Here is a 26,005-nt window from a genome sequence, read left to right as displayed (position 1 = left end):
GGAAGGTGAATATTGTTATTGCTAATTTCCTAACTAGCAAAAAGGCCGGTAGCAAATAATGCCACCGGCCTCTCTATTTAGCGAAGTGTGTTTTCCAACCAAGCCGGGACACTGTTCAACGCATCCGGCAGCGCCTCTGGCTGACTGCCGCCTGCTTGAGCCATATCAGGGCGCCCACCCCCTTTGCCACCCACTTGGGAGGCCACATGATTAACCAGCTCGCCCGCTTTAACACGGCCAGTTAAATCAGAAGTGACCCCAGCAATCAGGCTGACTTTACCAGCGGCCTTGTCAGCAGTGGCTAGCATAATCACGCCAGAGCCTAGCTTGTTTTTCAGCTGATCCAATACGCCGCGCAGATCTTTACCAGACACGCCATCCAACTCAGTTACCAGCAGCTTCACGCCGCCCACTTCCTGCACTTGGCTGAGCATATCGCTACCCGCTGCGCTCGCCAGCTTCGCTTTGAGCTGCTCAAGCTCTTTTTCCAGGCTGCGGTTGCGCTCCACCAGCGATTCGACACGCGCTTCCACTTGCTCTGGCTTGGTTTTTAAGCGTTCGCTAATCCGCTGAACACGGGCTTCTTGCTCACGGAAATACGCCAGTGCGTTTTCGCCGGTGATCGCTTCAATACGACGCACACCCGAGGCAATACCTACTTCGCTGACCACGTGGCAGCAGCCAATGTCGCCACTGCGCTTGACGTGGGTACCGCCGCAAAGCTCGATGGAGAAGTCATCGGCACCGATGGTCAATACGCGCACGTTATCAGCGTATTTGGCTTCGAACAGTGCTGCCGCGCCTTTGGCCTTGGCATCGGCGAGGCTCATCTGCTCGATTTTGGTCGGCGCGTTGGCCAAGATTTGCTCGTTGACGATGCGCTCGACCTCAGCAAGCTGCTCTGCGGTCATCGGTTCGAAGTGACTAAAGTCAAAACGCAGACGCTCTGCGTTGACCAACGAGCCCTTCTGCTGAACGTGATCGCCCAGCACCATACGCAGTGCTTTGTGCAGCAGGTGGGTCGCGGAGTGGTTACGAATGGTCGCGCTGCGCAGGCTGGCGTCCACTTCACCGCGTACGTTGGCGCCGACACTCAGACTCCCTTCGACCATTACCCCCTGGTGAAGGTGGTGGCCACTCTGTTTCTGAGTATCGTTCACCTGAAAACGACCACCATCGACGTGCAAGTAGCCAGTATCGCCCACCTGGCCGCCGGACTCCCCATAGAACGGAGTACGATCGAGCACTACGGTGCCTTTTTGACCGGCTTCCAAGGCCGCCAGCGCGTTGCCTTCGCTGTCCACTATGGCGGTCACGGTGGCCTGGTCTTCCAGCCGCTCGTAGCCGGTAAACTGGGTTTCGCCGTCCAGTTCGATAGAGGCCGTGTAATCCGCGCCAAACTGGCTGGCGGCACGAGCGCGTTCGCGTTGAGCTTCGAGTTCACGCTGGAAACCGGCTTCATCCAGTGTCACTTCACGTTCTCGGCACACGTCAGCAGTCAAATCGAACGGGAAGCCGTAGGTGTCGTAGAGTTTGAACACGGTTTCGCCGGGCAGCACATCACCTTGCAGCTCTTCGAGCGCCGCGTTCAGCAAGCCCATACCGTGATCCAGCGTCCGCGCAAACTGCTCTTCCTCTTTCAGCAGTACGCGGGCGATCTGCTCGCTGGCCTCGCGCAGCTCGGGGTAGGCATCACCCATTTCGGCATCCAGCGCACTCACCAGCTTGTGGAAGAACGGCTCGGCCGCGCCCAGCTTGTGGCCGTGGCGAATGGCACGACGAATAATCCGGCGCAGCACGTAGCCGCGGCCTTCATTGGAGGGCAGTACGCCGTCGGCAATCAAGAAAGCGCAGGAGCGAATGTGGTCAGCAATGACGCGTAGCGAGGGCGCGGTGGTATCGCTATGTCCCGTGGCGTCTGCTGCCGCCTTGAGCAAATTCTGGAACAGATCGATTTCGTAGTTGGAGTGCACACCCTGCATGACAGCCGCCACACGCTCCAGGCCCATACCGGTATCGATAGAGGGCTTAGGCAGCGGATTGAGGGTGCCTTGGGCATCGCGCTCGAACTGCATGAAGACGAGGTTCCAGATCTCGATGTAGCGGTCGCCATCCTCTTCAGGGCTTCCGGGCGGGCCACCCCACACTTCCGGGCCGTGATCGAAAAAGATCTCAGAACTGGGGCCGCAAGGGCCGGTGTCGCCCATTTGCCAGAAGTTGTCCTCGTCCAGCTTGGAGAAACGCTCGGGGTCGATACCGATCTCATCTTTCCAGATGCGCTCGGCTTCGTCGTCGCTGATATGTACGGTGACCCAGAGCTTCTCTTTGGGTAACCCCAGGGTTTCGGTCAAAAATGTCCAGGCAAAGCGGATGGCGTCACGCTTGAAATAGTCGCCAAAGCTGAAGTTGCCCAGCATTTCGAAGAAGGTGTGGTGGCGAGCGGTGTAGCCAACATTATCTAAGTCATTATGTTTGCCGCCGGCACGCACACAGCGCTGAGCAGAAGTGGCACGCACGTAGGGGCGAGGGTCACGACCCAAAAACACATCTTTGAAAGGCACCATGCCCGCATTAGTGAACAGCAGCGTCGGGTCGTTGCCCGGCACCAGCGAGCTAGACGGAACAGCCGTGTGGCCGTGCTCTTCAAAAAACGTTAAAAAGGCCTGTCTGATCTCTGCGCTTTTCATAGGGTATCCGTAACAAGAAAGCGTGATGCCCCAGGGCGCTGTCGCCGCCACCCGCTGGGGTCGCAAAGGAACCATTATAACGCAGTTGTCAAACGACTAAAGCCGCAGTTAGTGGCAAAACCAAAACAGACGGCCTAAACAGAGAAGAAATAAACAGGAAGAAAGCCGCTGTAAGCTAGGGCAGTAACAGCCCTGAGCGGGGTTATAGACAGCCCTGAGCGGGGCTACAAACAGGAAAGAGCATAGCGAATTTGTTCAAAATCAAACCCACGCGCTGCTAAAAAAACGCTCGCGCTTGGCACGCTCTTTGGGGGAATCACCCGGAGTGGAAAAACGCCTTTCCAGCGTTTCTCGAGCAAGCTCAAACCAGTCTACCGCTTCACGCTCTTCTACTGCTGCCAACGCGGCGGCCTGAGTTTCCTGGTCAACCCCGCGTTGGCGAAGCTCGCCTTTAATGCGAATTAGGCCCTGCCCTCTGGAAATACGCGAGCGTATAAAGCTCTCGGCAAAGCGTGCATCGGACTGCAGCGACTGCTCGGCCAAGGCGTCTAGGCAAGCAGAGATTTCATCGGCATCAAAAGTTTTTTGCTGTAACTTACGCGCCAGCTCGGCGCGAGAATACTCGCGCCGAGCCAGTAGTTGAATCGCTACTTCACGTGCAGAAGCATCCACATTAGAGGAAAACATCGAGTTTCCCTCTTAGCACATGCAATGGAGGTAGCGGCTTAAAGCAGATCATCATCGCTATCTGTAGCCACATCAGCGGCAGACGCTTCTTCCTTCTTCGGCTCCGCCTTGGCCAGTAGCTGATCACGAATCTGAGTTTCAATCTCGTTCATGATTTCAGGATGCTCTTCCAGGTACTGCGCCGCATTGGCTTTACCCTGGCCGATCTTGTTGCCTTTATAGCTGTACCAAGCGCCTGCTTTGTCCACTAGGCTGCACTGCACGCCAAGATCGATAACCTCACCCGCGTGGTAGATACCTTTGCCGTAAAGGATCTGGAACTCAGCTTGCCGGAACGGCGGTGCCACCTTGTTCTTCACTACTTTCACGCGGGTTTCGTTACCGGTGACTTCGTCGCCCGACTTCACCGAACCGGTGCGGCGAATATCCAAGCGCACGCTGGAGTAGAACTTCAGCGCGTTACCGCCGGTCGTGGTCTCGGGGCTACCGAACATCACGCCAATCTTCATACGAATCTGGTTGATGAAGATCACCAAGCAGTTGGCGTTTTTGATGTTACCGGTGATTTTACGCAGCGCCTGGGACATCAAGCGCGCCTGCAGGCCCACGTGGGAGTCGCCCATTTCGCCTTCGATTTCCGCACGCGGAGTCAGCGCAGCCACGGAGTCGATGATAATCACATCCACACCGCCGGAGCGGACCAGCATATCGGTGATTTCCAGCGCCTGTTCACCGGTGTCCGGCTGGGAAACCAGCAGGTCGTCCAGGTTGACGCCCAGCTTCTCAGCGTAGCTGGGGTCGAGCGCGTGCTCGGCATCGACGAAGGCACACACTTTGCCCTGCTTTTGCGCCTGGGCAATGACCGACAGTGTCAGGGTAGTTTTACCCGATGACTCTGGGCCAAAGATTTCGACGACACGACCAAACGGTAAACCACCAATGCCGAGTGCAATATCCAGCCCCAGCGAACCGGTGGAGACAGACGGCATCACGACGCGTGGCGCATCGCCAAGGCGCATAACGGTCCCTTTACCAAACTGGCGATCAATCTGGTTGAGTGCAGCATTAAGCGCTTTTGTGCGGTTGTCTTCCTGAGCCATGCGGAAATTCCTCATAACAAGCTGTATAATTAGCCAGTAGTATGCCAAAGATTAGCGGCTAAACAAATCCTCAGCGGCAACTTTAACGATTATTTCTTCTGCGCCTGAGCACTCAACCGGGCCACTAGGCCTGCCAGCGCCTCGCGTACGGCCTGTTCACGTACCGCTTGCCTGTCTCCGGGGAAGTGAAAGCACTCGGCCTGCTGCTGCTCAGAGGAGCCCCAGGCAATCCATACAGTGCCCACCGGCTTGTCATCGCTGCCGCCGTCAGGGCCAGCCACACCGCTCACGGCTACGGCAACGTCCGCACCGCTTTCCTGGCAAGCCCCCGCCACCATGGCGTTAACCACCTGCTCGCTGACAGCCCCGTGGGCGTCAAGCATGGCAGGCTCTACGCCCAGCAGGCGTGTTTTTGCCGCATTGGAGTAGGTGACATAGCCCGCCGTAAAATAGGCCGAGCTTCCGGCCACCGAGGTAATGGCGCTGGCAATGCCACCACCCGTGCAGGATTCTGCCGTGGTCACTTCCACGCCTAGCTGAAGGCATTGCCGACCCAGCCGCTGGGCAAGCAGCGATAAATCGAGGTTCTTGAGGCTGGAAACGCTGGGGGGCATGGTGACTCCTTCATGTAAGACCTTAGGGTAGCGTAGAATACTGCGTTTAGCTTTCTCAATGAAATTGCTCAACGAACATGCCGCAGGCCAACCGCTTGCGCCACGCTCAATCAGGACGCCCATGTCACAGGCCAGCCCCGCCCATACGCCAATGATGGCGCAATACCTTAACATCAAGCGCGAGCACCCCGAGGTACTGCTGTTTTACCGCATGGGGGATTTTTACGAGCTGTTTTTCGATGACGCTAAACGCGCCGCTGCGCTGCTGGATATCACCCTGACCCAGCGCGGCCAGTCGGGGGGTAAACCCATCCCCATGGCCGGGGTGCCCTACCATAGCGCGGAAGGTTATTTAGCCCGCTTAGTAGCAGGCGGTGAGTCGGTGGCGATTTGCGAGCAAATCGGCGACCCAGCCACTAGTAAAGGCCCGGTGGAGCGTCAGGTGGTGCGCATCGTCACCCCCGGCACACTGCACGATGAAGCCCTGCTAGATGCTCGGCGAGATAACGTTCTGGTGGCCGTTGCCCCCGGAAAAGCTGGCTGGGGACTGGCATGGCTGGAGCTCTCCAGCGGTCGTTTTAACGTACTGGAAGTCGAGAGCGAAGCGGAAATGCTCGCCGAGTTGACCCGCCTCTCCCCTGCGGAGCTGCTGGTGCCGGAGAGCCTGACCCTGCCCGATGCGTGGTCGCAAAAGCGCAGCCTACGCCGCCAGGGGGAGTGGCTATTCGATCTGGAAAGCGCCACCCGCAGCCTGTGCGACCAATTTGAAGTTAGCGACCTGCGTGGCTTTGGCTGCGCGCATCTCTCCACGGCGCTGATCGCGGCCGGTGTCTTGATCGACTACGCGCGCGATACCCAGCGCTCGCGCCTGCCCCACGTGACCGCCATCAGCGTAGAGAACCGCGACGATGCCGTGGTGATCGACGCCGCCAGCCGCCGCAATCTGGAAATCGACATCAACCTCGGCGGCACCGGCGATAACACCCTGGCCAGCGTGCTTGATACCTGCACCACGGCCATGGGTTCGCGGCTTTTAAAGCGCTGGCTGAATCGCCCGCTACGCCAGCGGGAGATCGTCGAGGGCCGCCAAGCCGGCGTGGCCCTACTCTCTATTGATGCCAACTATATGAGCCTGCGGGATACGCTGAGCGACGTGGGGGACGTGGAACGCATACTCGCCCGCGTCGCTCTTTACAGCGCACGCCCACGCGATCTCGCGCGACTGAGAGATGCGCTCGCCACGCTGCCCACGCTGGAAGCGCTGCTGACCGATATCGACAGCGGCAGCGCCCTGGATAGCCTCAAGCCGCATATCCGCCCCTACCCCGAGCTGGCCGATACGCTAGCGCGAGCGCTGGTCGACAACCCGCCTGTAGTGATTCGGGATGGCGGCGTGATTGCCGATGGCTTCGATGCCGAGCTAGATGAGCATCGCGGCATGGCCGAAAACGCAGGCGACTATCTCGTTCAGTTAGAACTGAGAGAGCGCGAACGCACGGGACTTGCCAACCTAAAAGTTGGCTATAACCGCGTACACGGCTACTTTATTGAGCTACCCCGCGCCCAGGCGCAGCATGCGCCAGCCGACTATATCCGTCGTCAAACGCTGAAAAACGCCGAGCGCTTTATTATCCCAGAGCTGAAGGAGTTTGAGGACAAAGCGCTTTCCGCCAAGTCGCGGGCGCTGACGCGGGAAAAATGGCTCTACGATCAGTTGCTAGCCGAGCTCAACGCCCAACTGCACGAGCTACAAAACACCTCACGCGCGCTGGCTGAGCTGGATGTACTGTGTGCTTTTGCCGAGCGTGCCGGCGCTCTTAACTGGGTACGCCCGCAGCTAGTGGACGCGACCGGCATTACCATTACCGCCGGACGGCACCCGGTGGTCGAACAGGTGAGCGACACGCCGTTCGTGCCTAACGATGTTATGCTAACGCCCAAGCAGCACATGCTGATCATCACCGGCCCCAACATGGGCGGTAAATCGACCTACATGCGCCAAACCGCCCTGATCGCCCTGCTGGCCCATAGCGGCAGCTTCGTACCCGCCGATGCCGCCGAGATCGGCCCGGTTGACCGCATCTTTACCCGGATCGGATCGTCAGATGATCTAGCGGGAGGGCGCTCTACCTTCATGGTAGAAATGACCGAAACCGCCAATATTTTGCACAATGCCACCGAACACAGCCTGGTGTTAATGGATGAGATTGGCCGTGGCACTAGCACCTTCGATGGGCTTTCCTTGGCCTGGGCAAGCGCCGAGCATCTCGCTAACGCTCGGGCGCTCACGCTGTTTGCCACGCACTATTTTGAAATGACGGCACTGCCTGAGCAGGCGGAGGGCATCGCCAATATTCATTTGACGGCAACGGAGCACGGCGATGGTATCGTGTTCATGCACCGTATCGAGGCAGGCCCCGCCAGCCAGAGTTATGGCTTACAGGTCGCCCAACTCGCCGGGGTCCCGGCTCCGGTAATTCGTCGCGCTCGGGAAAAGCTGATGATGCTCGAACAGCGGGATGTCGACGAGCAGCAGCGGCCCTCAGCGAGCCCTGCGATACCGCAGCAAAACGACCTGTTCGCCAGCGCCCCGCACCCGGTGGTAGAAGCGCTCGGCAAGGCGGATATCGACGACTTGTCGCCTCGCGAAGCGCTGACCTTGTTGTATCAGTGGCGAGAGTTGCTATAGACAATGGATATAATGAGCGTCAGTAATCGCATCAACAGATGAGCGCGAGCGCTTGCCGCCGGGTATGGGCACCACTAGAATGTCGCCCATACCTTTTTACCTTATAAAAAACCGCAGATTTATAACCATTCACGATTGACCACGACCGGGAGGCTTCTCGGTCTCGCAAGAGGGATAGCAAGATGACGTTTGTCGTTACCGAGAACTGCATCCAATGCAAATACACCGACTGTGTGGAAGTTTGCCCAGTCGACTGTTTCTACGAAGGCCCCAATTTCCTGGTTATTCACCCGGACGAGTGCATCGACTGCGCGCTGTGTGAGCCAGAGTGCCCTGCTGAGGCAATATTCTCGGAGGATGAGCTGCCAGATGGCCAAGAGCAGTTTATCGAGATCAACGCGGAGTTGGCCGAAGTGTGGCCCAATATTGCCGAGAAGAAAGACCCTCTGCCCGATGCAGAAGAGTGGGATGGCAAAACGGGTAAGCTGGAAAAACTCGAGCGTTAAGCGCAGAGTGTTAGCACATCCCAAAAAAACCAGCGTTTACGCTGGTTTTTTTGTAGTCGGATGGAAGGCGTCCATGATTGCGTGAATGGCCTACACAAAAAAAGGCGGCCCGTAGGCCGCCCGCTCCAAGCACTTCCTCTGACCACTCCCTGTGTCAACCTCCTCAGGTGACTTCCTTGCCAGGACTCACGTCTCTGTATCACCCGGCGCACCTGCTTGCATCCCGTTGCATCCTGCCTGAAGCATCCTTGCCTCCCCTTGTCCTGAATGCATTGTGGCAGAACAGCGCAACTTCTCAATCGGACCCAATACGCAAAAGGCGAGCCCAAGGGACCCGCCTTTCTTTCATAAAACCCAACTAAGACAATCACTTAAAGTTGAATTAGTGAAAAATCTCGCTTTTTCTTACAAGGTTTCGAGCGAATTTCGTCGGCATTTGTAAGAGATCTCTTACAAATTTTTGAGAGATCTCTTACACGCGAACGCTATGTTTTTGACCTACTGGCCTTTGATGGCTTTCAAACCGGGGTAGCTCACATCCCCTAGCTCGGCTTCGATCACCAGCAGGCGGTTGTACTTCGCGACACGGTCAGAACGACACAGCGATCCGGTCTTGATTTGTCCCGCACAGGTGCCTACGGCCAAATCGGCAATAGTGGTATCTTCCGTTTCACCACTACGGTGGGAGATGACCGCCGTAAAGCCCGCATCTTGGGCCATTTTAATCGCGTCGAGGGTTTCGGAGAGCGAGCCAATCTGGTTGAACTTGATCAGAATCGAGTTACCGATCTGCTCGTCAATGCCACGCTTAAGGATTTTGGTATTGGTGACGAATAGGTCGTCCCCCACCAGCTGCACCTTGTCGCCCAGCTTGTCGGTCAAGGCTTTCCAACCGGCCCAGTCGGACTCGTCCATGCCGTCTTCGATAGACACGATGGGGTAGTCGGCACACAGGCCTGCCAGGTAGTCGGCAAACCCTTCGGAGTCGTAACGCTTGCCTTCTCCGGCCAGGTCGTACTGACCTTCCTTGTAGAATTCGGAGGCAGCACAGTCCAGCGCCAGAGTGACATCGCTGCCCAGGGTATAACCGGCATCGGCCACCGCCTGCTTGATGACGGCCAGTGCCTCGGCGTTGGATGTCAGGTTGGGCGCAAAGCCACCCTCATCCCCTACCGAGGTAGACAGCCCCTTGGCAGAGAGCACTTTTTTCAGCGCGTGGAAAATTTCCGCGCCCATGCGCAGGCCTTCACGGAAGTTGGGGGCGCCCACCGGCTGCACCATGAACTCCTGAATATCCACGTTATTGTCGGCGTGCTCACCGCCGTTGAGGATGTTCATCATCGGTACCGGCATGCTGTACTGGCCTGGCTGACCGTAAAGCTCGGCGATATGGGCATACAGTGGCACGCCTTTGGCATTGGCCGCCGCCTTGGCTGCCGCGAGCGACACCGCCAGAATCGCATTGGCTCCCAGAGTCGCCTTGTTATCCGTGCCATCCAACTCCAGCATGGCATTGTCCAAACCGCGCTGGTCCCGCGCATCCATTCCCAACAACGCATCACGAATCTTGCCATTCACGGCCTCGACGGCTTTTAAAACGCCTTTACCGAGGTAGCGCGCCTTGTCGCCATCACGCAGTTCGAGTGCTTCGCGGGAACCCGTGGAGGCACCGCTGGGGGCACAGGCGCTGCCTACGGCACCGCTTTCCAAACGTACGGTGGCTTGAACGGTCGGGTTACCGCGCGAATCGAGCACTTCCAGCGCACTGATTTCAACAATTTTGGTCATGACAGTGTCCTTTGGTTGTCGGTCTAATCGATGAGAGGTCCAATGTATACCACGGATATCCGCCGCGATTAACGGATGGTCAAGGGGGCGAAGCCTTTGACCAGCGCGTCCAGCTGTGACAGTTGGGTCAGAAACGGTTCGAGCTGGTCCAGTGGCAGTGCGCAGGGGCCATCGCACTTGGCGTTATCGGGGTCTGGATGAGCTTCCAAAAACAGCCCGGCCAAGCCCACTGCCACACCCGCGCGAGCAAGCTCGGCAACCTGGGCACGGCGGCCATCGGCGCTGTCCGCCCGGCCACCTGGACGCTGCAGAGCATGGGTGACATCGAAGAACACCGGGTAACCGGTCTGCTTCATGTCGCCAAAGCCCAGCATGTCCACCACCAGGTTGTTGTAGCCAAAGCTGGTGCCGCGCTCGCAGAGCATCAGGCGGTCATTGCCCGCTTCCTGAAACTTGTTAAGGATATGGCGCATTTCGTGCGGGGCCAAAAACTGCGGCTTTTTGATATTGATGGCAGCGCCCGTTTTCGCCATTGCCACCACTAGATCGGTCTGGCGCGCCAAAAAGGCCGGCAGCTGGATGATATCGGCGACTTCAGCAGCAGGCGCTGCCTGCCAGGGCTCGTGCACATCGGTAATGATGGGCACGTTATAGCGCGCCTTGATATCGGCCAGGATTTGCAGGCCTTTTTCCAGCCCAGGCCCCCGGTAGGAGTGGATCGAGCTGCGATTCGCTTTGTCGAAACTGGCCTTGAACACATAAGGCATACCCAGCTTTTGCGTCACATTCACGTAGGCCTGCGCCACTTCATCGGCCAGCTCCGCCGACTCCAGCACGTTCATGCCGCCAAGCAGCATGAGTGGCAAAGAATTGCCGGCGGTTAAGCCGGCAACGTTGATGTGATGCTCTGGGAATTGGGACTGAGAAGACATGCTTCCCCCTTTATTCCTGAGGTGCGGCGTGGGCACGGGTGCGTGCCGTTTTGTGTTCTAGTGCGGCATTGACGAAGCCCGAGAAGAGCGGATGACCGTCGCGAGGCGTCGAAGTAAATTCCGGGTGGAACTGACACGCCACGTACCAAGGGTGATCCGCCAGCTCGACGACTTCGACCAGCGACTGATCGACGCTCTTGCCCGAAATCACCAGGCCCGCAGCTTCCAGCTCATCAATGAACTGGTTGTTGACTTCGAAGCGGTGGCGATGACGCTCAACGATTTCGTCGGCACCGTACGCTTCGCGGGCTTTGCTGCCAGCGGCCAGATGGCACACTTGGCCGCCCAAACGCATGGTGCCGCCCAGGTCGGAGGCCGCGTCGCGCAGCTCGATCTTGCCTTCGGCATTGATCCACTCGGTGATCAACCCCACCACCGGGTGCTTGGTATCGTGGGTAAACTCGGTGGAGTTGGCGTCTTTCCAGCCAGCCACGTTGCGGGCGAACTCGATCACCGCTACCTGCATGCCTAGACAGATACCCAGGTAAGGGATGTTGTTTTCACGGGCAAACTGGGCGGTCAGAATCTTGCCTTCCACACCGCGCTCGCCAAAACCGCCGGGCACTAGAATGGCATCTTTACCTGCCAGACGCTCGGTGCCGTGACGCTCGATGTCTTCAGAGTCGATGTAGTCGACGTTGACCTTGATGCGGCCCTGAATACCCGCGTGGATCAGCGCTTCGTTCAGCGACTTATACGCATCCAGCAGCTCCATGTACTTGCCGACCATGGCGATGCTGACCGACTTCAGCGGGTTCAGCTTGGCATCGAGTACCTTGACCCACTCCGACAGATCCGCAGGCTCAGCTTCTAAGCGCAGCTTGTCGCAGACGATATCGTCCAGGCCGTGCTCGTGAAGCATTAGCGGAATGCGGTAGATAGTGTCGGCGTCTTGCAGCGGCACTACCGCACGCTCTTCCACATTGGTGAACAGCGCAATCTTGCGGCGCTCGCTCTCCTCAAGCTCCACTTCGCTGCGGCAAATCAAAATATCCGGCTGGATGCCGATGGAGCGCAGCTCTTTTACGCTGTGCTGCGTCGGTTTGGTTTTGGTTTCGCCAGCGGTCTTGATGTACGGCACCAGGGTGAGGTGCATGTAAATGGCGCGGCTTGCGCCCAGCTCGCTGCGAATCTGACGAATGGACTCCAGGAACGGCAGTGATTCGATATCGCCAACCGTCCCGCCGATCTCCACCAGCGCCACGTCGAAGCCTTCGCCTCCAGCGTAGACGCGCTGCTTGATCTCATCAGTGATGTGCGGAATGACCTGCACAGTGCCACCCAGGTAGTCACCCCGGCGCTCTTTGCGTAGCACATGTTCGTACACGCGGCCGGTGGTGAAGTTGTTGCCCTGGGTCATTTTGGTGCGAATAAAGCGCTCATAGTGACCTAAGTCCAAGTCCGTCTCGGCGCCATCCTCGGTGACGAACACCTCGCCGTGCTGGAAGGGACTCATGGTGCCCGGGTCCACGTTGATGTACGGGTCGAGCTTGAGCATGGTGACCTTAAGGCCGCGGGCCTCGAGAATCGCCGCCAGCGAGGCCGACGCGATGCCCTTGCCAAGAGAGGACACAACGCCGCCGGTCACGAAGATATATCGTGTCATGGAAAACCTGTCGAAACGTGATCAAAAGGCGTAACAGAAAGCCACACCAGGATGGGACGACAGAATAGCAGAGTACGCCTTAAGGCTCAATTTGAAGTGAAACAGCGCCAGCTCTCGGTCGCGAGCTAAAGCTGCCTCCCACCCTAGCTATTGGCTACACATAACTAGCTACTGACTGTACATAAACAGTGGGAGGCCAATTGATCGGGCTAAAGGATGCCGATGCGCAGTTGCCCCAGAAGTAGGTCTGCGCGAGGGCGCTGTGAACCCATCCCTGGGCGCTACTTTTGTCATCCATGACAAAAGACCCTCGCTACGACCTACCCCTGGTGCTGTTCGGCATGGCATACACACTTTACACGCCTAGGTAATCCAGAATGCCCTCGGCCGCCTGACGCCCTTCATATATAGCGGTGACCACGAGATCGGAGCCACGCACCATATCGCCACCGGCAAAAATTTTCTCATTGCTAGTTTGGAAGGCGTACTGACCATGCTCAGGCGCTTTGACTAGGTCCCATTCGTTGACATCGATATTGGCGCTATCGAACCACGGTGCCGGGCTTGCCTGGAAACCAAAGGCCACCACGACCGCATCGGCCGCAATGATCTCTTCAGACCCCGGCACCACTTCAGGACGACGACGGCCGTTCTCATCCGGCTCGCCCAGGCGCGTGCGGACTACCTTCACACCCTCGACCTTATCTTCGCCCACTACCGCTACCGGCTGGCGGTTGAACAAGAACTCGACGCCCTCTTCCCGTGCGTTAGCCACTTCACGGCGCGAGCCCGGCATGTTCTCTTCATCGCGGCGGTAGGCACAGGTCACGCTGGCGGCGCGCTGACGAATCGAGGTGCGGTTACAGTCCATCGCGGTATCACCACCGCCCAGCACCACCACGCGCTTGCCTTCCATGGAGATAAAGTCGTTCGGGTCTTTCTCGAAGCCCAAGCGGCGGTTGACGTTGGCAATTAGGAAATCCAGCGCTTTGTAGACACCGGGCAGGTCTTCACCGGGGAAGCCACCCTGCATGTACTTGTAAGTACCCATGCCCAGGAACACCGCGTCGTACTCCTGCAGCAGCGTCTCGAACTCGACATCAGTACCGATTTCGGTATTCAGACGGAACTCAACGCCCATTTCCTCGAATACCGCACGGCGGCGCTCCATGACGTTCTTTTCCAGCTTGAACTCAGGGATACCAAAGGTCAGCAGACCGCCAATTTCGGGGTACTTATCGAACACCACCGGCTTGACGCCGTTGCGCGCCAGAATATCGGCACAGCCCAAGCCCGCAGGACCTGCACCAACAATCGCGACTTTCTTATCGGTCCACACCACTTTGGACATATCAGGGCGCCAGCCCATGGCAAAGGCGGTATCGGTGATGTATTTCTCCACCGAGCCGATCGTCACCGCGCCAAAGCCATCGTTCAGGGTGCAATCGCCTTCACATAGGCGGTCTTGCGGGCACACGCGGCCACACACTTCCGGCAGCGAGTTGGTTTTGTGGGACAGCTCGGCGGCTTCAATAATGTTGCCTTCCACCACCAGCTGCAGCCAGTTGGGAATGTAGTTGTGTACCGGGCACTTCCACTCGCAGTAGGGGTTGCCGCAGTGCAAGCAGCGGTGCGCCTGGCTCGCCGCATCGGTGGGCTTGAACGGCTCGTAAATTTCCGCGAACTCTTTGGCCCGGGTGTGCGCAGGTTTTTTCTGTGGGTCTTTACGACCCACGTCGACAAACTGAAAATCGTTATTTAAACGGTTGGCCATGATCTCTCTCCTCGAAGCGTAGGCGCTGACGGTTATTGCGGCTGACGCCGAGACTGATCCAGCAGACTACCCAGGCTGGCCGCTTTTGGCTTCACCAGCCAGAAGTGGCGCGCGTAGTCGCTAAAGTCTTCCAGAATCGCCGCACCGCGTGCGGAACCCGTCGCGGCCACGTAGGCCTCGATCATCTCCCGCAGGTGGCGACGGTAGGCTTCCATCGCTTCGGTGTTGACCCGGTGAATCTCAACCAGCTCGTGGTTGTACTTATCCACGAAGCTACGATCTTCATCCAACACGTAGGCAAAACCACCGGTCATGCCCGCACCGAAGTTAACGCCGGTCTCACCCAGCACGCAGACCAAACCACCGGTCATGTACTCACAGCAGTGGTCACCCGCGCCTTCGATCACCGCCGTGGCGCCGGAGTTACGTACCGCAAAACGCTCGCCAGCGGTACCGGCAGCAAACAGCGTGCCACCCGTAGCCCCATAGAGGCAGGTGTTGCCGATAATGGCCGTTTTGTGGCTCTCGAACTGGCTGACCTTGGGCGGCACGATGACGATGCTGCCACCGTTCATGCCTTTACCGACGTAGTCGTTGGCATCGCCTTCCAGGTAGAGGTTCAGGCCACGAGCGTTCCATACGCCAAAGCTTTGGCCCGCCACGCCGGTAAAGCGCGCGGTGACCGGTGCGGCCTCAAGGCCATCTTCACCGTAACGCTTGGCAATGGCACCGGAGGTGAGCGCACCGACACTGCGGTCGCAGTTGGTGATGGTAAAATCGAACGTGCCGCCAGACTGAGACTCAATGGCCTCTTTCAGCGCCGCCAAGACTTCCTGGTTTTTGGCACCCGGGTCGTGGGGCACGTTACGGCTCACTTCACAGAACTGCGGCGCATCTGCAGGCACGAAGTCGTTCGCCAGCAGCGGCATTAAGTCCAGCTTACTCTGTGATGCCGTATTGCCTTCCAGCACTTCCAGCAGGTCCGTGCGGCCAATCAGGTCGGTGAGCTTACGCACGCCCAGCATGGCCATCAGCTCGCGTACTTCTTCGGCAATAAAGCGGAAGTAGTTTTTCACCATATCCACGGTGCCGCGGAAGTGCTCGCCACGCAGGAAGTCATCCTGGGTCGCTACACCGGTGGCGCAGTTGTTCAGGTGGCAAATACGCAGGTATTTACAGCCCAGCGCGACCATCGGCGCGGTGCCGAAACCGAAGCTTTCAGCACCCAGAATCGCCGCTTTGACGACGTCGAGGCCGGTCTTCAGACCACCATCGGTTTGCAGACGAATTTTGTCCCGCAGGCCGTTAATGCGCAGCGCTTGATGCACCTCGGGCAGGCCCAGCTCCCAAGGGGAACCGGCGTGCTTGATGGAAGTGAGCGGGCTTGCCGCCGTGCCGCCATCGTAGCCAGACACAGTGATCAAATCCGCATAGGCTTTGGCGACGCCGGTCGCAATAGTGCCGATCCCTGGCTCGGAGACTAGTTTCACCGAGACCTGCGCGTCTGGGTTGACCTGCTTGAGGTCAAAGATCAGCTGCGCCAAGTCTTCGATGGAGTAAATATCGTGGTGCGGCGGCGGCGAAATCAGCGTGACGCCGGGCACCGAGTAGCGCAAGCGGGCAATCAGCTGATTGACCTTACCGCCCGGTAGCTGGCCGCCCTCACCGGGCTTCGCACCCTGGGCCACTTTGATCTGCAGCACTTCGGCATTGACCAAGTAAGCTGGCGTAACACCGAAACGGCCAGAAGCGATCTGTTTGATTTTCGAGCTGCGAATGGTGCCGTAACGGGCTGGGTCTTCGCCACCTTCACCGGAGTTGGAGCGACCGCCCGCCTCGTTCATGGCCTGGGCCAGCGCTTCGTGCGCTTCGGGCGACAGCGCGCCCAGCGACATGCCTGCGCTGTCGAAGCGTGGAATCAGCGCTTCGATGGGCTCGACCTCTTCCAGCGGAATCGGCGTGGCCGCAGGCTTGAGTTTCAGCAGGTCACGAATGGTGGCCACGGGGCGCTCGTTCACCAGCTGCGCAAATTTCTTCCACTTGGTGTAGCTGCCCTCTTGCACCGCCGCCTGCAGCGCCTTGACCACATCCGGGTTGTAGGCGTGGTACTCGTGGCCGTGCACGTACTTGAGCATACCGCCTTGAGAGATCCCTTTGCGGGGAATCCATGCATCCTTGGCCAGCAGTTCTTGCTGAAGCTGAAGCTCAGCAAAGCCGGTGCCCTGGATACGCGAAGCCATGCCCACAAAGCAGGTGTTCATGACTTCATCCGACAGGCCTACCGCTTCAAACAGCATGGAGCCACGGTAGGACGCCAGCGTTGAGATGCCCATTTTCGAAAGGATTTTGAACAACCCTTTCTGCAGGCCTTTGCGGTAGTTCTCACGGGCATCCGCCGGATTTCCGGTCAGCTCGCCGGTGCGGTGCATATCCGCCATGACCTGGTAGGCCAGCCACGGGAAGACAGCCGTTGCACCAACGCCGAACAGCACGGCCATCTGGTGGGCATCGCGGGCGTAGCCGGTTTCCACCACGATATTAGCGTTAGGACGCAGCGCTAAACGGCCAAGGTGGGAGTGCACCGCACCTACTGCAAGCGCCGCCTGAATGGGCAGTTGTCCTTTCGGCAGCTCCGCATCGCTCAGCACCAGAATCACTTTACCCGCTTTTACCTGCGCTTCGGCTTCTTGGCAAAGCGCGGTAATCGCCTGCTGCAGGCTGGTCTGCTCTGGATCGTACCCGAGCGGCAGCATATGGCTAGCAAAGGCCGGATCGTCCTGGCTCACCAGGGCGGTGAATTTACGCGGCGAGAGCACCGGCGTGGTCAAAATCAAGCGATGGGCGTGTTCCGGTGTGGCCTTGAAGACGTTCAGCTCCGCGCCACAGCAGGTTTCCAACGACATCACGATCGCTTCGCGCAGCGGGTCGATCGGCGGGTTGGTGACCTGGGCAAACTTCTGCCGGAAGTAGTCGGTGAGCAGGCGCGGGCGGCTCGACAGCACCGCCATCGGCGTATCATCGCCCATGGAGCCCACCGCCTCCTGGCCGCTCTCCGCTAGCGGGCGCAGTACCTGGTCGCGCTCTTCGAACGTTACCTGGAACATCTTCTGCTGCACGTTCAGCGCATCCGTGTCCATCGTTTGGAAGCGCGCCAGTTCGGTCAGCGCCGACTCCAGGTAGTTCGCTTCCTGTTTCAGCCAGCGCTTGTAGGGGTATGCGGACTTCAGGCGATCGTCGATGTCCTGAGTGTGCAGCACTTCGCCCGTTTGGGTATCGACGGCCAGCATCTGGCCGGGGCCGACGCGGCCTTTTGCAACAACATCTTCCGGCTTGTAGCCGTAGGTGCCGATTTCGGAGGCCAGGGTGATGTAGCCGTTCTTGGTAATCACCCAGCGCGCCGGACGCAGGCCGTTACGGTCCAGCATACAGACCGCTTGGCGACCGTCGGTCATGACCACGCCTGCAGGGCCGTCCCACGGCTCCATGTGCATGGAGTTGTACTCGTAGAACGCGCGTAGCTCGGCGCCCATGGTCTCGACGTTTTGCCAGGCGGGCGGCACCATCATGCGCACAGCGCGGTGTAGCTCCATACCGCCGGTCAGCAGCACTTCCAGCATGTTATCCATACTGGAGGAGTCGGAGCCGGTGGTGTTGACGATTTCGTCTAGTTTAGCGATATCCGGCAGACGCTCGTTGACGAAGTTCGCCTTGCGCGAGTTCGCCCAGCCGCGGTTGGCTTCGATGGTGTTGATTTCACCGTTATGTGCCAGTAGGCGGAATGGCTGCGCCAGGGGCCAGCGCGGTGCGGTGTTGGTCGAGAAGCGCTGGTGGAAAACACAAATGGCGGTTTCCAGGCGCGGGTCGTTCAGGTCCTTGTAAAAGGCTGGCAGGTCTTCCGGCATGACCAGGCCTTTATAGGAGACCACTTCGCTGGAGAGCGATGCCACGTAAAAGTCTTCGTCGCTGCGCAGCGCCTGCTCGGCGTAGCGGCGACCCATGAAAAGATCGACATCGAAATTGTCGCTGCTGCCGGGGGCAACGAACAGCTGCTCGATACGCGGCAGGCAGTCCAGCGCCATGGGGCCGCAGACACTCGAGTCCGTGGGCACTACGCGCCAGCCCAGCACGTCCAAACCGCGTGCGCTTAACTCAGCCACCAGCGTCTCTTTGGCTTTGGCGGCACGCGCATCGTCGTTGGGTAAAAACACCGACCCCACCGCGAAGCGCTCGCCCAGCTCGACGTCGAGCGCTTCTTTGGCGGCAGCACGCATGAACTGTGCGGGCATCTTTAGCAGCAGGCCGCAACCGTCGCCGGTTTTACCATCTGCCGCGATGCCGCCGCGGTGGGTCATACAAGTCAGTGATTCGATAGCCGTTTTCAGCAAGTCGTGGCTGGCCTGCCCTTCCATGTGGGCAATAAGGCCAAAGCCGCAGTTATCGCGAAACTCGCCTGGCTGGTGAAGACCTCTATTCATGGGCGTGCCTCTAGTCAGCGTATTTTGTAAGCAGCGTTTTTTATGGTATAATCACGGGTTTTTTCTTTTTTTATGGCTCTTGTTACCCGCCCAAAATAGGGTGTTGTCCGCATTCGCTGCTGCGAGAAAAAGGTCGCTCAGCATAGCGATTTGCCACCGCGTAGCGCAATCGCTCGACACTCGCCAATCGTCAAAAACCCTCGCCAAATCCCGTAGTTGCACTACCGCTCAATAAAAAAATAGTTATACTTCAACGGCTTGCAGGCCAAAGAAACGGTATTTCAACGATCAATACAGAGCACTAGACTTTAGTCTAATTTTTACTAAAAACCCCATGCCGATAGCGCATAAGGCATACGGATATCACTAGTCAGCAGCCACTTCGGCGCTTTCTAGACAAACAAAACCCGCCTGTTTCGAGGCGGGTTTTGAGCGGGTGCGCTTACGGGTGATTCCCCTAGCCGCGCGGATAATCATCGAGTAGCTGTCTCAGTGTCTCGATAGGCGTGGCATCGCTAACGCAGGCATCGCCCAAGTCGTTCAGTAGCACCAGACGCAGACGCGCGTCCACGTTCTTTTTATCCAGCCGCATTCGTGTCAAGAAGTCATCCGACGACATGCCCGTTGGCGCAACCAGCGGAAGGCCCGCGCTTTCGATCACCGCTTTCGTGCGCTTTAAGGCATCAGCGCTGATCCACCCCAACTGGTGGGAGAGCGTGGCGGCCATCGCCATGCCGGCTCCTACGGCTTCGCCGTGCAGCCAGTTGCCGTAACCTTGATGCGCCTCGATGGCGTGGCCAAACGTGTGGCCAAGGTTCAGCAGCGCACGAACGCCCTGCTCGGTTTCATCTTCCGCCACAATATTGGCTTTGATTTGACAGCTTTTGGCAATGGCCTCTGCAACGATCTCAGGTTCAACGCGGCGCAGCGCCGTCATGTTTTGTTCTAGCCACGCTAAGAAAGCAGCGTCACGAATAAAGCCGTACTTCACCACTTCCGCAAGCCCTGCAGAAAGCTCTCGGGCAGGCAGCGTGGTCAGCGTGGCAATATCCACCACTACCGCTTTTGGCTGCCAAAACGCGCCAATCATGTTCTTACCCAGCGGATGATTAACACCGGTTTTGCCGCCCACCGAGGAGTCCACCTGGGAAAGCAGCGTGGTGGGCACTTGAATAAAGGCCACCCCGCGCTGATAGGAAGCAGCGGCATAGCCCACCATATCGCCAATCACACCGCCGCCAAGGGCAATGAGTGTGCAGCGGCGGTTAAAGCCGGCTTCCAGCAGCGCACCCCAAATGCGTCCTACCTGTTCGATGGTTTTGTACTGCTCGCCATCTGGCAGCACCACGGCACGCACGTCTAAATGCTCGGGTAAGCTAGAACGCAGCGTGTCTAAGTAGTGCGGCGCCACGGTTTCATTGGTGACGATCATGACTTGGCTACCGGCCAGATAGGGCACAAAACTGTCGGAGCGATTTAATAGCCCAACGCCAATATGGATGGGGTAGCTGCGCTCACCCAGTTCAACGGTTAACGTACGGTCATGGGCTAGCTCTGTCATTGAGATACCTTTTTATGCGGGGCGCTGGCGGTTTCTAACGGATCAATCAGGCGATGCACGCGGCGTAAAATTTCATTCACCACGGCACGGGGGCTACGGCGATCCGTACGTACCGTAATGTCGGAAGTAGCACGATAGAGCGGATCACGGGCGGCGAACATATCGTTGAGCACCTGTTCGCGATTCGCACACTGCAGCAACGGGCGGTTGCGATCTTTGGCGGTGCGTTTTAGCTGCTGCTCGACAGTGGTCATCAAGTACACCACTGTACCGCGATCGCGCAGCGCTCGGCGGTTCTCTTCTCGCAGCACCGCGCCACCGCCGGTGGCGACCACGACATCCGTGAGCTGGGTGAGCTCGTCAATCATCTGAATTTCACGCTGACGAAAGCCTTGCTCACCCTCCACGTCAAAAATCCAGGGTATATCGGCACCGCAGCGGTCTTGTATGGCGTGATCGCTATCGTAAAACGGGCGCGATAGTTCTCCCGCCAATAAGCGGCCTATCGTGCTTTTACCAGCCCCCATGGGGCCTATTAAGAAAAGATTGGGTAAATCCTGCATCAGCGAACCGCCAAACCATCATCAAGTAATCGTGGAGTGATAAAGACTAATAACTCTACCTTTTCATTGCTCTCTTCGGTATAGCGAAACAGCCTGCCCAGTATAGGAAGATCGCCCAGCAGCGGTGTTTTCGCTATTTGGCTCAGCTGTTCAGTGGTCAAAATACCGCCTAACACCACCGTCTGGCCATTATCGACCAGCACCTGGGTCTCGATTTGGTTGGTATCAATGGGCGGCTCGCCGCCGAACTCGCTCTCACGGAAGCTGTCGTTCTTGATTACCAAATCCATAATGATGCGGTTATCTGGGGTAATTTGCGGCGTGACCTCCAGCGACAGCTCCGCCTCCTTGAACTCGGTATCGGGGTTGCCCTGGGCATCGACACTCTGGAATGCCCGCTCCTCCCCTTGGCGGATCGTTGCGGTGCGCTGGTTGGCGGTAATCACCCGAGGCTGCGAAATGGTCTGGCTTTTGCCTTCGCTTTCAAGGGCGCGCAACTCAAGGTCGAGCAGAATATCCCCTGAGAGATAGCCAAAGCTGAAGCCCGTATCAGCCGCTGCCGTTGAGCCTAAGTCCACCGCCAGGCCACCTTGGGCACGGTTGAGGCCGCCAGGATTGATGTTGCGCGGCACGAACTGCCCGGCTTCGTTTTCCAGGAAGCCTCGGGTGCTGGAGACGCCCCAGTTCACCCCCAACTCTCGGGAAGCGCTATCACGGGCAATCACGATGCGCGCTTCGATCTGTACCTGACGCACCGCCACATCCAGCCGGACCAGCGTCCGCATAATATCGCGCACCTGTTCGGCCGTGTCTTGAATGAGCAGTGTGTTGGTACGCTGGTCAACGCTAACGCGGCCACGCTCAGTGAGCAGCCCAAAACCGTCACCACCACGCAACAGCTGTGCTAAATCTTCGGCCCGTGCGTACTTTATCTCGATGAACTCAGTCACCAACGGCGCCAAGATTTGCTGCTGGCTACGGGCCTCAATCTCTTGACGCTCAATCTCGGCCAGCTCACTGGCCGGCGCTACTACAATCACATTGCCCTGTTCACGGCTAGAGAGCCCTTGGCTTTGCAAAATCAGCGCCAGCGCCTGGTCCCAGGGCACATCGTTGAGGTTGAGCGTTACTCGCCCAGTAACACTATCACTGGCGACTAGGTTCAAGCCGGTAAACTCAGCCAGCGTCGCCAGCACGGCTCGCACCTCAATATCTTGGAAATTGAGGCTCAGACGGTCGCCGGTGAAGCTTTCTCCCTGCTGCGCGCGGTCCTGCTGAGAGGCTTGGCTCACCGGCTGTACTTCCACGGTGAGTGTTCGCCCGCTTTGCGATGAAATCATCGCGTAGGGGCCGTTCGTTTGTAGCTCAAGCAGGGTTTCCCGCTGGCCAGTGCGGGGGGTTATGCGAGTAATGGGGGTAGCAAAGTCGGTCACATCGTAAATTTGATTCAAGGAATCAGGAATATCTACGTCGCGAAGCTCAGCAATAACGCGGCCCTCACTCCCTTCCCGCACTTGCGTCACTACCCCTTCACGATCAAAAGAGACCAGCAAACGCCCTGCCCCATCAGCCCCCCGCTGGAAGTCGATATCCGTTACTTGCGGCCCTAGGGCAGTTTCCAGCTCGCTACTCATACCTGCGGGCGAGTTGTCATTCGCAGCGCTAATACTTTCAGGGCTTAGGGTGATGCGCAGCTGATCCCCTTCTATGCGAGAGGTGTAGTCCAGCGGCTCGCTCAGGTCGACCACTAGCCGTGTACGGCCATTGCCCTCCAACGCGGTAATACGCTCCACACCTGCGCTGGCTACGTTAATACGCCGCTGGGGCAAGCTGCTTTGGGTATCGGCTAGATCTAGCGCTAGACGCGGCGGAGTATTCAGCCGATAGCCGCGAAGCTCGGCAACGCCGCCGCTAAATTGCAATACCAGCTCCACCTCACCGCCACTGGTTGAACGCACATCAAGGTCCGTTAGCACTGAACCCAGGGCAAAGGTGGGCATCAGGGCTAACAATGGCAGCGTAATTAGACGAAGCATGACGACCATAGCGTGTTATCCGATAACAAGTAAAAATACATAGGGCGCACCGTGCGATATGTGCTTAGCCTACTCATTCAGGGTGAGCGATGCCTGACGCTCCTGCCAACCCTGCAACTGATTAAAAATACGTTCGGTTATGCGTACTTCTTGCGGGCCAATCGCGGTGATATGCCCGTAGTTAGTGCCTAAATAGTTGCCTTCACGCACACTATAAGTGCTGCCATCAGGGGCGCTAATCAACGCCACCTGCTTCCCGCCCATGCGCAATGTGCCAACTAAACGCAGCGCCTCCAGCTGAAACTCCTCTAGCGGCTCGGGGGTGCGCTGCTGATCCGGGGCGAGCGCACTCTCCATCACTGCTACCGTGTCGTTGGCACGAATGCTTTCTGGTGCTAAGAAGGGGCTTCGCACCTCGCGGTAACGGTAATCTACCGGCTGATACTCAGGAATCGTCGGTATAATCACCGGTGGCTGCCCTGCCGGTATACGACGAATCTCTTCCATCACGGTATCTAACTGGCTCAGATTGGCATCGCCACAGCCCGCTAACAGAACCACCGCGCCAATGCTAAGTAGACGCTTCATGGGGCGGTCTCCTCCCCTTCCACTGCTTCTATATAGCTATAGGTACGTGCCAGCAGCGACATGCGCAGCGAGTCACCACTCTGCCCGGCAGGGGCTAGGGTTAAATCGTGCTGGGTCACAATACGCGCAAGCTGGCTAATATCGGCCACGAATTGCGCCAGCTCGTGATAGCCGCCACGCACCTGAATATCCAAAGGGTGCTCCACATAATGGGCGTTACGCACGATGGGCCGAAGACGAATCGTTTCGATACTTAGGTTATTGTTCACCGCCGCATCGCTAATACTATCCAGCAGTGAAGGAATCTCGGCACTGGTGGGCAGCATGGCACGCATAGTGGCCATTTGCTCCTCTAAGACCATTAGTTGGTCGCGTACCTCGGGCAAAAATGCCGCCTCAGAGACTTTACTGCGGTACTCACTCAGCAGGCGCATCTCTTGACGCTGCGCCGCTTCTAGCTCGGCGCGCTTTTCGCCCACCAGCCACCAACTTAATGCGCCAACGGCAATGACAAAGGCCAGCACCCCACATAGCGCTTTTAATAGCGCAGGCCACTCTCCCGCCTCTTTTACATCCAGCCCCTGCCAATCTACATCTTGCAGCTGCCGCCACTCACTCCGCCAGCGTTCACGCCCCCAGATCATGGCGCTTCCTCCTCAGCGGCGGCTTCTTCTACGACAGACTGTACCACGTCAAACTGGAACACTCGGCTGGTACCATCATCGCCACTGGCTACCTCAGAGAGTTGTGGCACCCCAAACCCTGGCATACTGGCGATTTGGCGCAGTTGATCCGATACCTGCCGCTCGCTGCCCGCCATGGCAGAAAAGCTAACCTGTTCACCACTGCGGGAAAGGCGCTGATACACCACGCCATCCACCACGCTGGCAGCAATATTATTGAACAACTGTACAGTGCCTATCCGCTCGGCTTGCAGGGTTTGAAACAGCGTTAATTGCTCACCCAACCGGGCTGCGGTTGCTTGATAGCGCTGCACGTCGGCGATTTCGTTATTCAAGCGCTCAATGTGGTTCGTGATATACGCATTGCGCTGCTGCTGAGCTGATAACTGCTGCTGATAAACTTGCAAGACACCCAGCCCTAAACCAATACCCGCTAAGAACATCATCACGACTACCCCATAAAATCGGCGTGTACGCTTTTCACGGCGTGCTTCCCGCCAGGGAAGTAGGTTGATATTAATGCTCATAACCCAACCCTCATCGCCAAACCACCAGCGGTGAGCATGGCCGGTGCATCATTGGTTAGGCCTTCAATATTAAGGCGTTTATTCACACGCATACGTTGGAACGGGTTGGCAATCGTCACCGACATACCGCTATCTTCTGAAATACGTTCGGCAAGGCCGGGAATAACGCTTGAACCTCCCGCCAATACAATGTGTTGCACCTCATGCTGGCGAGCAGCGGTGTAATAAAGCTGCAGCGAGCGACCTACTTGCTGTACCACGGTTTCCAAAAACGGATTCAGCACTTTCTCGTGATAGTCATCCGGTAGGCCGCCGTACTTTTTGGCAAAGCCGGCCTCTTCGTTACTCAAAGAGTAATGGTCGCGAATCGCGTCGGTGAGCTGGCGACCGCCAAACACCGTGTCCCGGCTGTAGACGATGTGACCTCCACGCACCACGTGGAAGGCGTTCATGTTCGCACCAATATCCACTAGCCCTACGCAGGCGTTGGGATCGCTGTCGACGTTGAGCTGACGACGCAGCTCGGCCAGCGAGCGCTCCATGGCGAAGGTTTCCACATCCACCGCCGCAGGCTCAAGACCTGCACGCTCTAAGGTTTCGGTAAGTTGAGAAACATCCTGCTGGCGGCACACCACCAAAATCACCTGCTGCTGCTCTTCATCAAAGGGCGCGGGGCCTAGGCAATGGAAATCGAACGCTACCTCGCTGAACGGAAACGGAATATGCCGGTCAGACTCAGCAATGATGCGCTCCTCTATTTCATCTTCGCTAAGCGAAATGGGAAACTGGAGCGTTTTGGTAATCGCGGCGCTGGCCGGAACGGCCACGGCGGCTTTGCGCGTCGAGGGTTTGGCATGCTCAACGGCGCGACTAAGCACATTGGCGACATCGTTCATGTCACGAATACGGCGCTCGACTACCGCGCCTTCGCGAAGCGGGCGCACGGCGTAGCTCTCAACTTGATAGTTGTCGTTGCACTGTTTAAGTTCAAGTAGCTTGACGGTGGCCGAGGTAATATCGACACCAATCAACCCTTTACTGGGTTTTAGTAAGCGCATGCTGACTCCGGCTCCGCCTGCCTATCGTGCGAGTTTCGAGGTTACATGATTTTTAGTTAAGGCACACGCCA

At 57.9% G+C, this 26,005-nt stretch carries 17 protein-coding genes and 1 pseudogene; 2 read left to right on the top strand and 16 right to left on the bottom strand.

The genetic code is table 11. The features are described 5' to 3' along the window. Window positions 1-77: 77 nt before the first annotated feature. The 4 genes and pseudogenes from alaS to A3220_RS00475 form a co-directional block, all read right to left on the bottom strand. Window positions 78-2,687: an alanine--tRNA ligase gene (gene alaS, locus A3220_RS00490; protein ID WP_062372353.1), complete on the bottom strand. Its 2,610-nt coding sequence runs from the start codon at window positions 2,685-2,687 to the stop codon at window positions 78-80. A gap of 224 nt (window positions 2,688-2,911) precedes the next feature. Continuing rightward, a pseudogene (locus tag A3220_RS00485) lies at window positions 2,912-3,374 on the bottom strand (regulatory protein RecX). Window positions 3,375-3,412: 38 nt separating this feature from the next. Beyond that, window positions 3,413-4,474: a recombinase RecA gene (gene recA / locus A3220_RS00480; RefSeq protein ID WP_062372350.1), complete on the bottom strand. Its 1,062-nt coding sequence runs from the start codon at window positions 4,472-4,474 to the stop codon at window positions 3,413-3,415. 89 nt (window positions 4,475-4,563) lie between these two features. Further along, on the bottom strand, window positions 4,564-5,088 hold the full coding sequence (locus A3220_RS00475) for a CinA family protein (protein WP_062372476.1): 525 nt from the start codon (window positions 5,086-5,088) through the stop codon (window positions 4,564-4,566). 121 nt (window positions 5,089-5,209) lie between these two features. Between A3220_RS00475 and mutS the strand changes: the two genes are divergently transcribed. After that, entirely contained in the window at window positions 5,210-7,777 is a 2,568-nt protein-coding gene (gene mutS, locus A3220_RS00470) for a DNA mismatch repair protein MutS (protein ID WP_062361599.1), read from the top strand. Window positions 7,778-7,959: 182 nt separating this feature from the next. Beyond that, window positions 7,960-8,283, top strand: coding sequence for a ferredoxin FdxA (gene fdxA / locus A3220_RS00465; protein ID WP_044628866.1), 324 nt, complete (start codon window positions 7,960-7,962; stop codon window positions 8,281-8,283). Between the two features lie 498 nt (window positions 8,284-8,781). On the opposite strand, the gene eno is transcribed toward fdxA, so the two are convergent. The 12 genes from eno to pilM all read right to left on the bottom strand — a co-directional run bounded on the left by eno (window position 8,782) and on the right by pilM (window position 25,934). Then, window positions 8,782-10,071 carry a phosphopyruvate hydratase gene (gene eno, locus A3220_RS00460; protein ID WP_062372347.1) on the bottom strand — a complete coding sequence of 430 codons (1,290 nt, stop codon included), beginning with the start codon at window positions 10,069-10,071 and terminating at the stop codon, window positions 8,782-8,784. 68 nt (window positions 10,072-10,139) lie between these two features. Further along, on the bottom strand, window positions 10,140-11,003 hold the full coding sequence (gene kdsA, locus A3220_RS00455) for a 3-deoxy-8-phosphooctulonate synthase (RefSeq protein WP_062372343.1): 864 nt from the start codon (window positions 11,001-11,003) through the stop codon (window positions 10,140-10,142). A 10-nt stretch (window positions 11,004-11,013) separates the two neighbouring features. Continuing rightward, complete coding sequence (locus A3220_RS00450; RefSeq protein ID WP_044628869.1) at window positions 11,014-12,669, bottom strand: CTP synthase; 1,656 nt, start codon at window positions 12,667-12,669, stop codon at window positions 11,014-11,016. A gap of 355 nt (window positions 12,670-13,024) precedes the next feature. Then, the gene (locus tag A3220_RS00445; RefSeq protein ID WP_062362444.1) at window positions 13,025-14,443 is read right to left on the bottom strand and encodes an FAD-dependent oxidoreductase; all 1,419 of its coding nucleotides are present in this window, start codon (window positions 14,441-14,443) and stop codon (window positions 13,025-13,027) included. 32 nt (window positions 14,444-14,475) lie between these two features. Continuing rightward, entirely contained in the window at window positions 14,476-18,918 is a 4,443-nt protein-coding gene (gltB, locus tag A3220_RS00440) for a glutamate synthase large subunit (RefSeq protein WP_062372340.1), read from the bottom strand. A gap of 457 nt (window positions 18,919-19,375) precedes the next feature. Next, entirely contained in the window at window positions 19,376-20,479 is a 1,104-nt protein-coding gene (gene aroB, locus A3220_RS00435; RefSeq protein ID WP_062372336.1) for a 3-dehydroquinate synthase, read from the bottom strand. Then, on the bottom strand, window positions 20,476-21,042 hold the full coding sequence (gene aroK, locus A3220_RS00430) for a shikimate kinase AroK (RefSeq protein ID WP_062372331.1): 567 nt from the start codon (window positions 21,040-21,042) through the stop codon (window positions 20,476-20,478). Before aroK ends, aroB begins: the two co-directional genes overlap by 4 nt. Continuing rightward, complete coding sequence (pilQ, locus tag A3220_RS00425; RefSeq protein WP_062372328.1) at window positions 21,042-23,087, bottom strand: type IV pilus secretin family protein; 2,046 nt, start codon at window positions 23,085-23,087, stop codon at window positions 21,042-21,044. Before pilQ ends, aroK begins: the two co-directional genes overlap by 1 nt. A 60-nt stretch (window positions 23,088-23,147) precedes the next feature. Continuing rightward, the gene (locus A3220_RS00420; protein ID WP_062372326.1) at window positions 23,148-23,666 is read right to left on the bottom strand and encodes a pilus assembly protein PilP; all 519 of its coding nucleotides are present in this window, start codon (window positions 23,664-23,666) and stop codon (window positions 23,148-23,150) included. Beyond that, window positions 23,663-24,310 (bottom strand): type 4a pilus biogenesis protein PilO, encoded by a 648-nt coding sequence (locus A3220_RS00415; protein WP_062372323.1) that lies wholly within the window; start codon window positions 24,308-24,310, stop codon window positions 23,663-23,665. The genes A3220_RS00420 and A3220_RS00415 overlap by 4 nt, the downstream gene beginning before the upstream one ends. After that, window positions 24,307-24,876 carry a PilN domain-containing protein gene (locus A3220_RS00410; protein ID WP_062372320.1) on the bottom strand — a complete coding sequence of 190 codons (570 nt, stop codon included), beginning with the start codon at window positions 24,874-24,876 and terminating at the stop codon, window positions 24,307-24,309. Before A3220_RS00410 ends, A3220_RS00415 begins: the two co-directional genes overlap by 4 nt. Continuing rightward, entirely contained in the window at window positions 24,873-25,934 is a 1,062-nt protein-coding gene (gene pilM / locus A3220_RS00405) for a type IV pilus assembly protein PilM (RefSeq protein WP_062372316.1), read from the bottom strand. Before pilM ends, A3220_RS00410 begins: the two co-directional genes overlap by 4 nt. Between the last annotated feature and the right edge of the window lie 71 nt (window positions 25,935-26,005).

The sequence above is a fragment of the Halomonas sp. KX33721 genome (assembly GCF_001596805.1).
In the GTDB taxonomy this organism is placed as follows: domain Bacteria; phylum Pseudomonadota; class Gammaproteobacteria; order Pseudomonadales; family Halomonadaceae; genus Vreelandella; species Vreelandella aquamarina.
The sequence above is the reverse complement of the archived record's forward strand: the minus strand, read 5'-3'. Positions and strand labels throughout refer to the sequence as shown.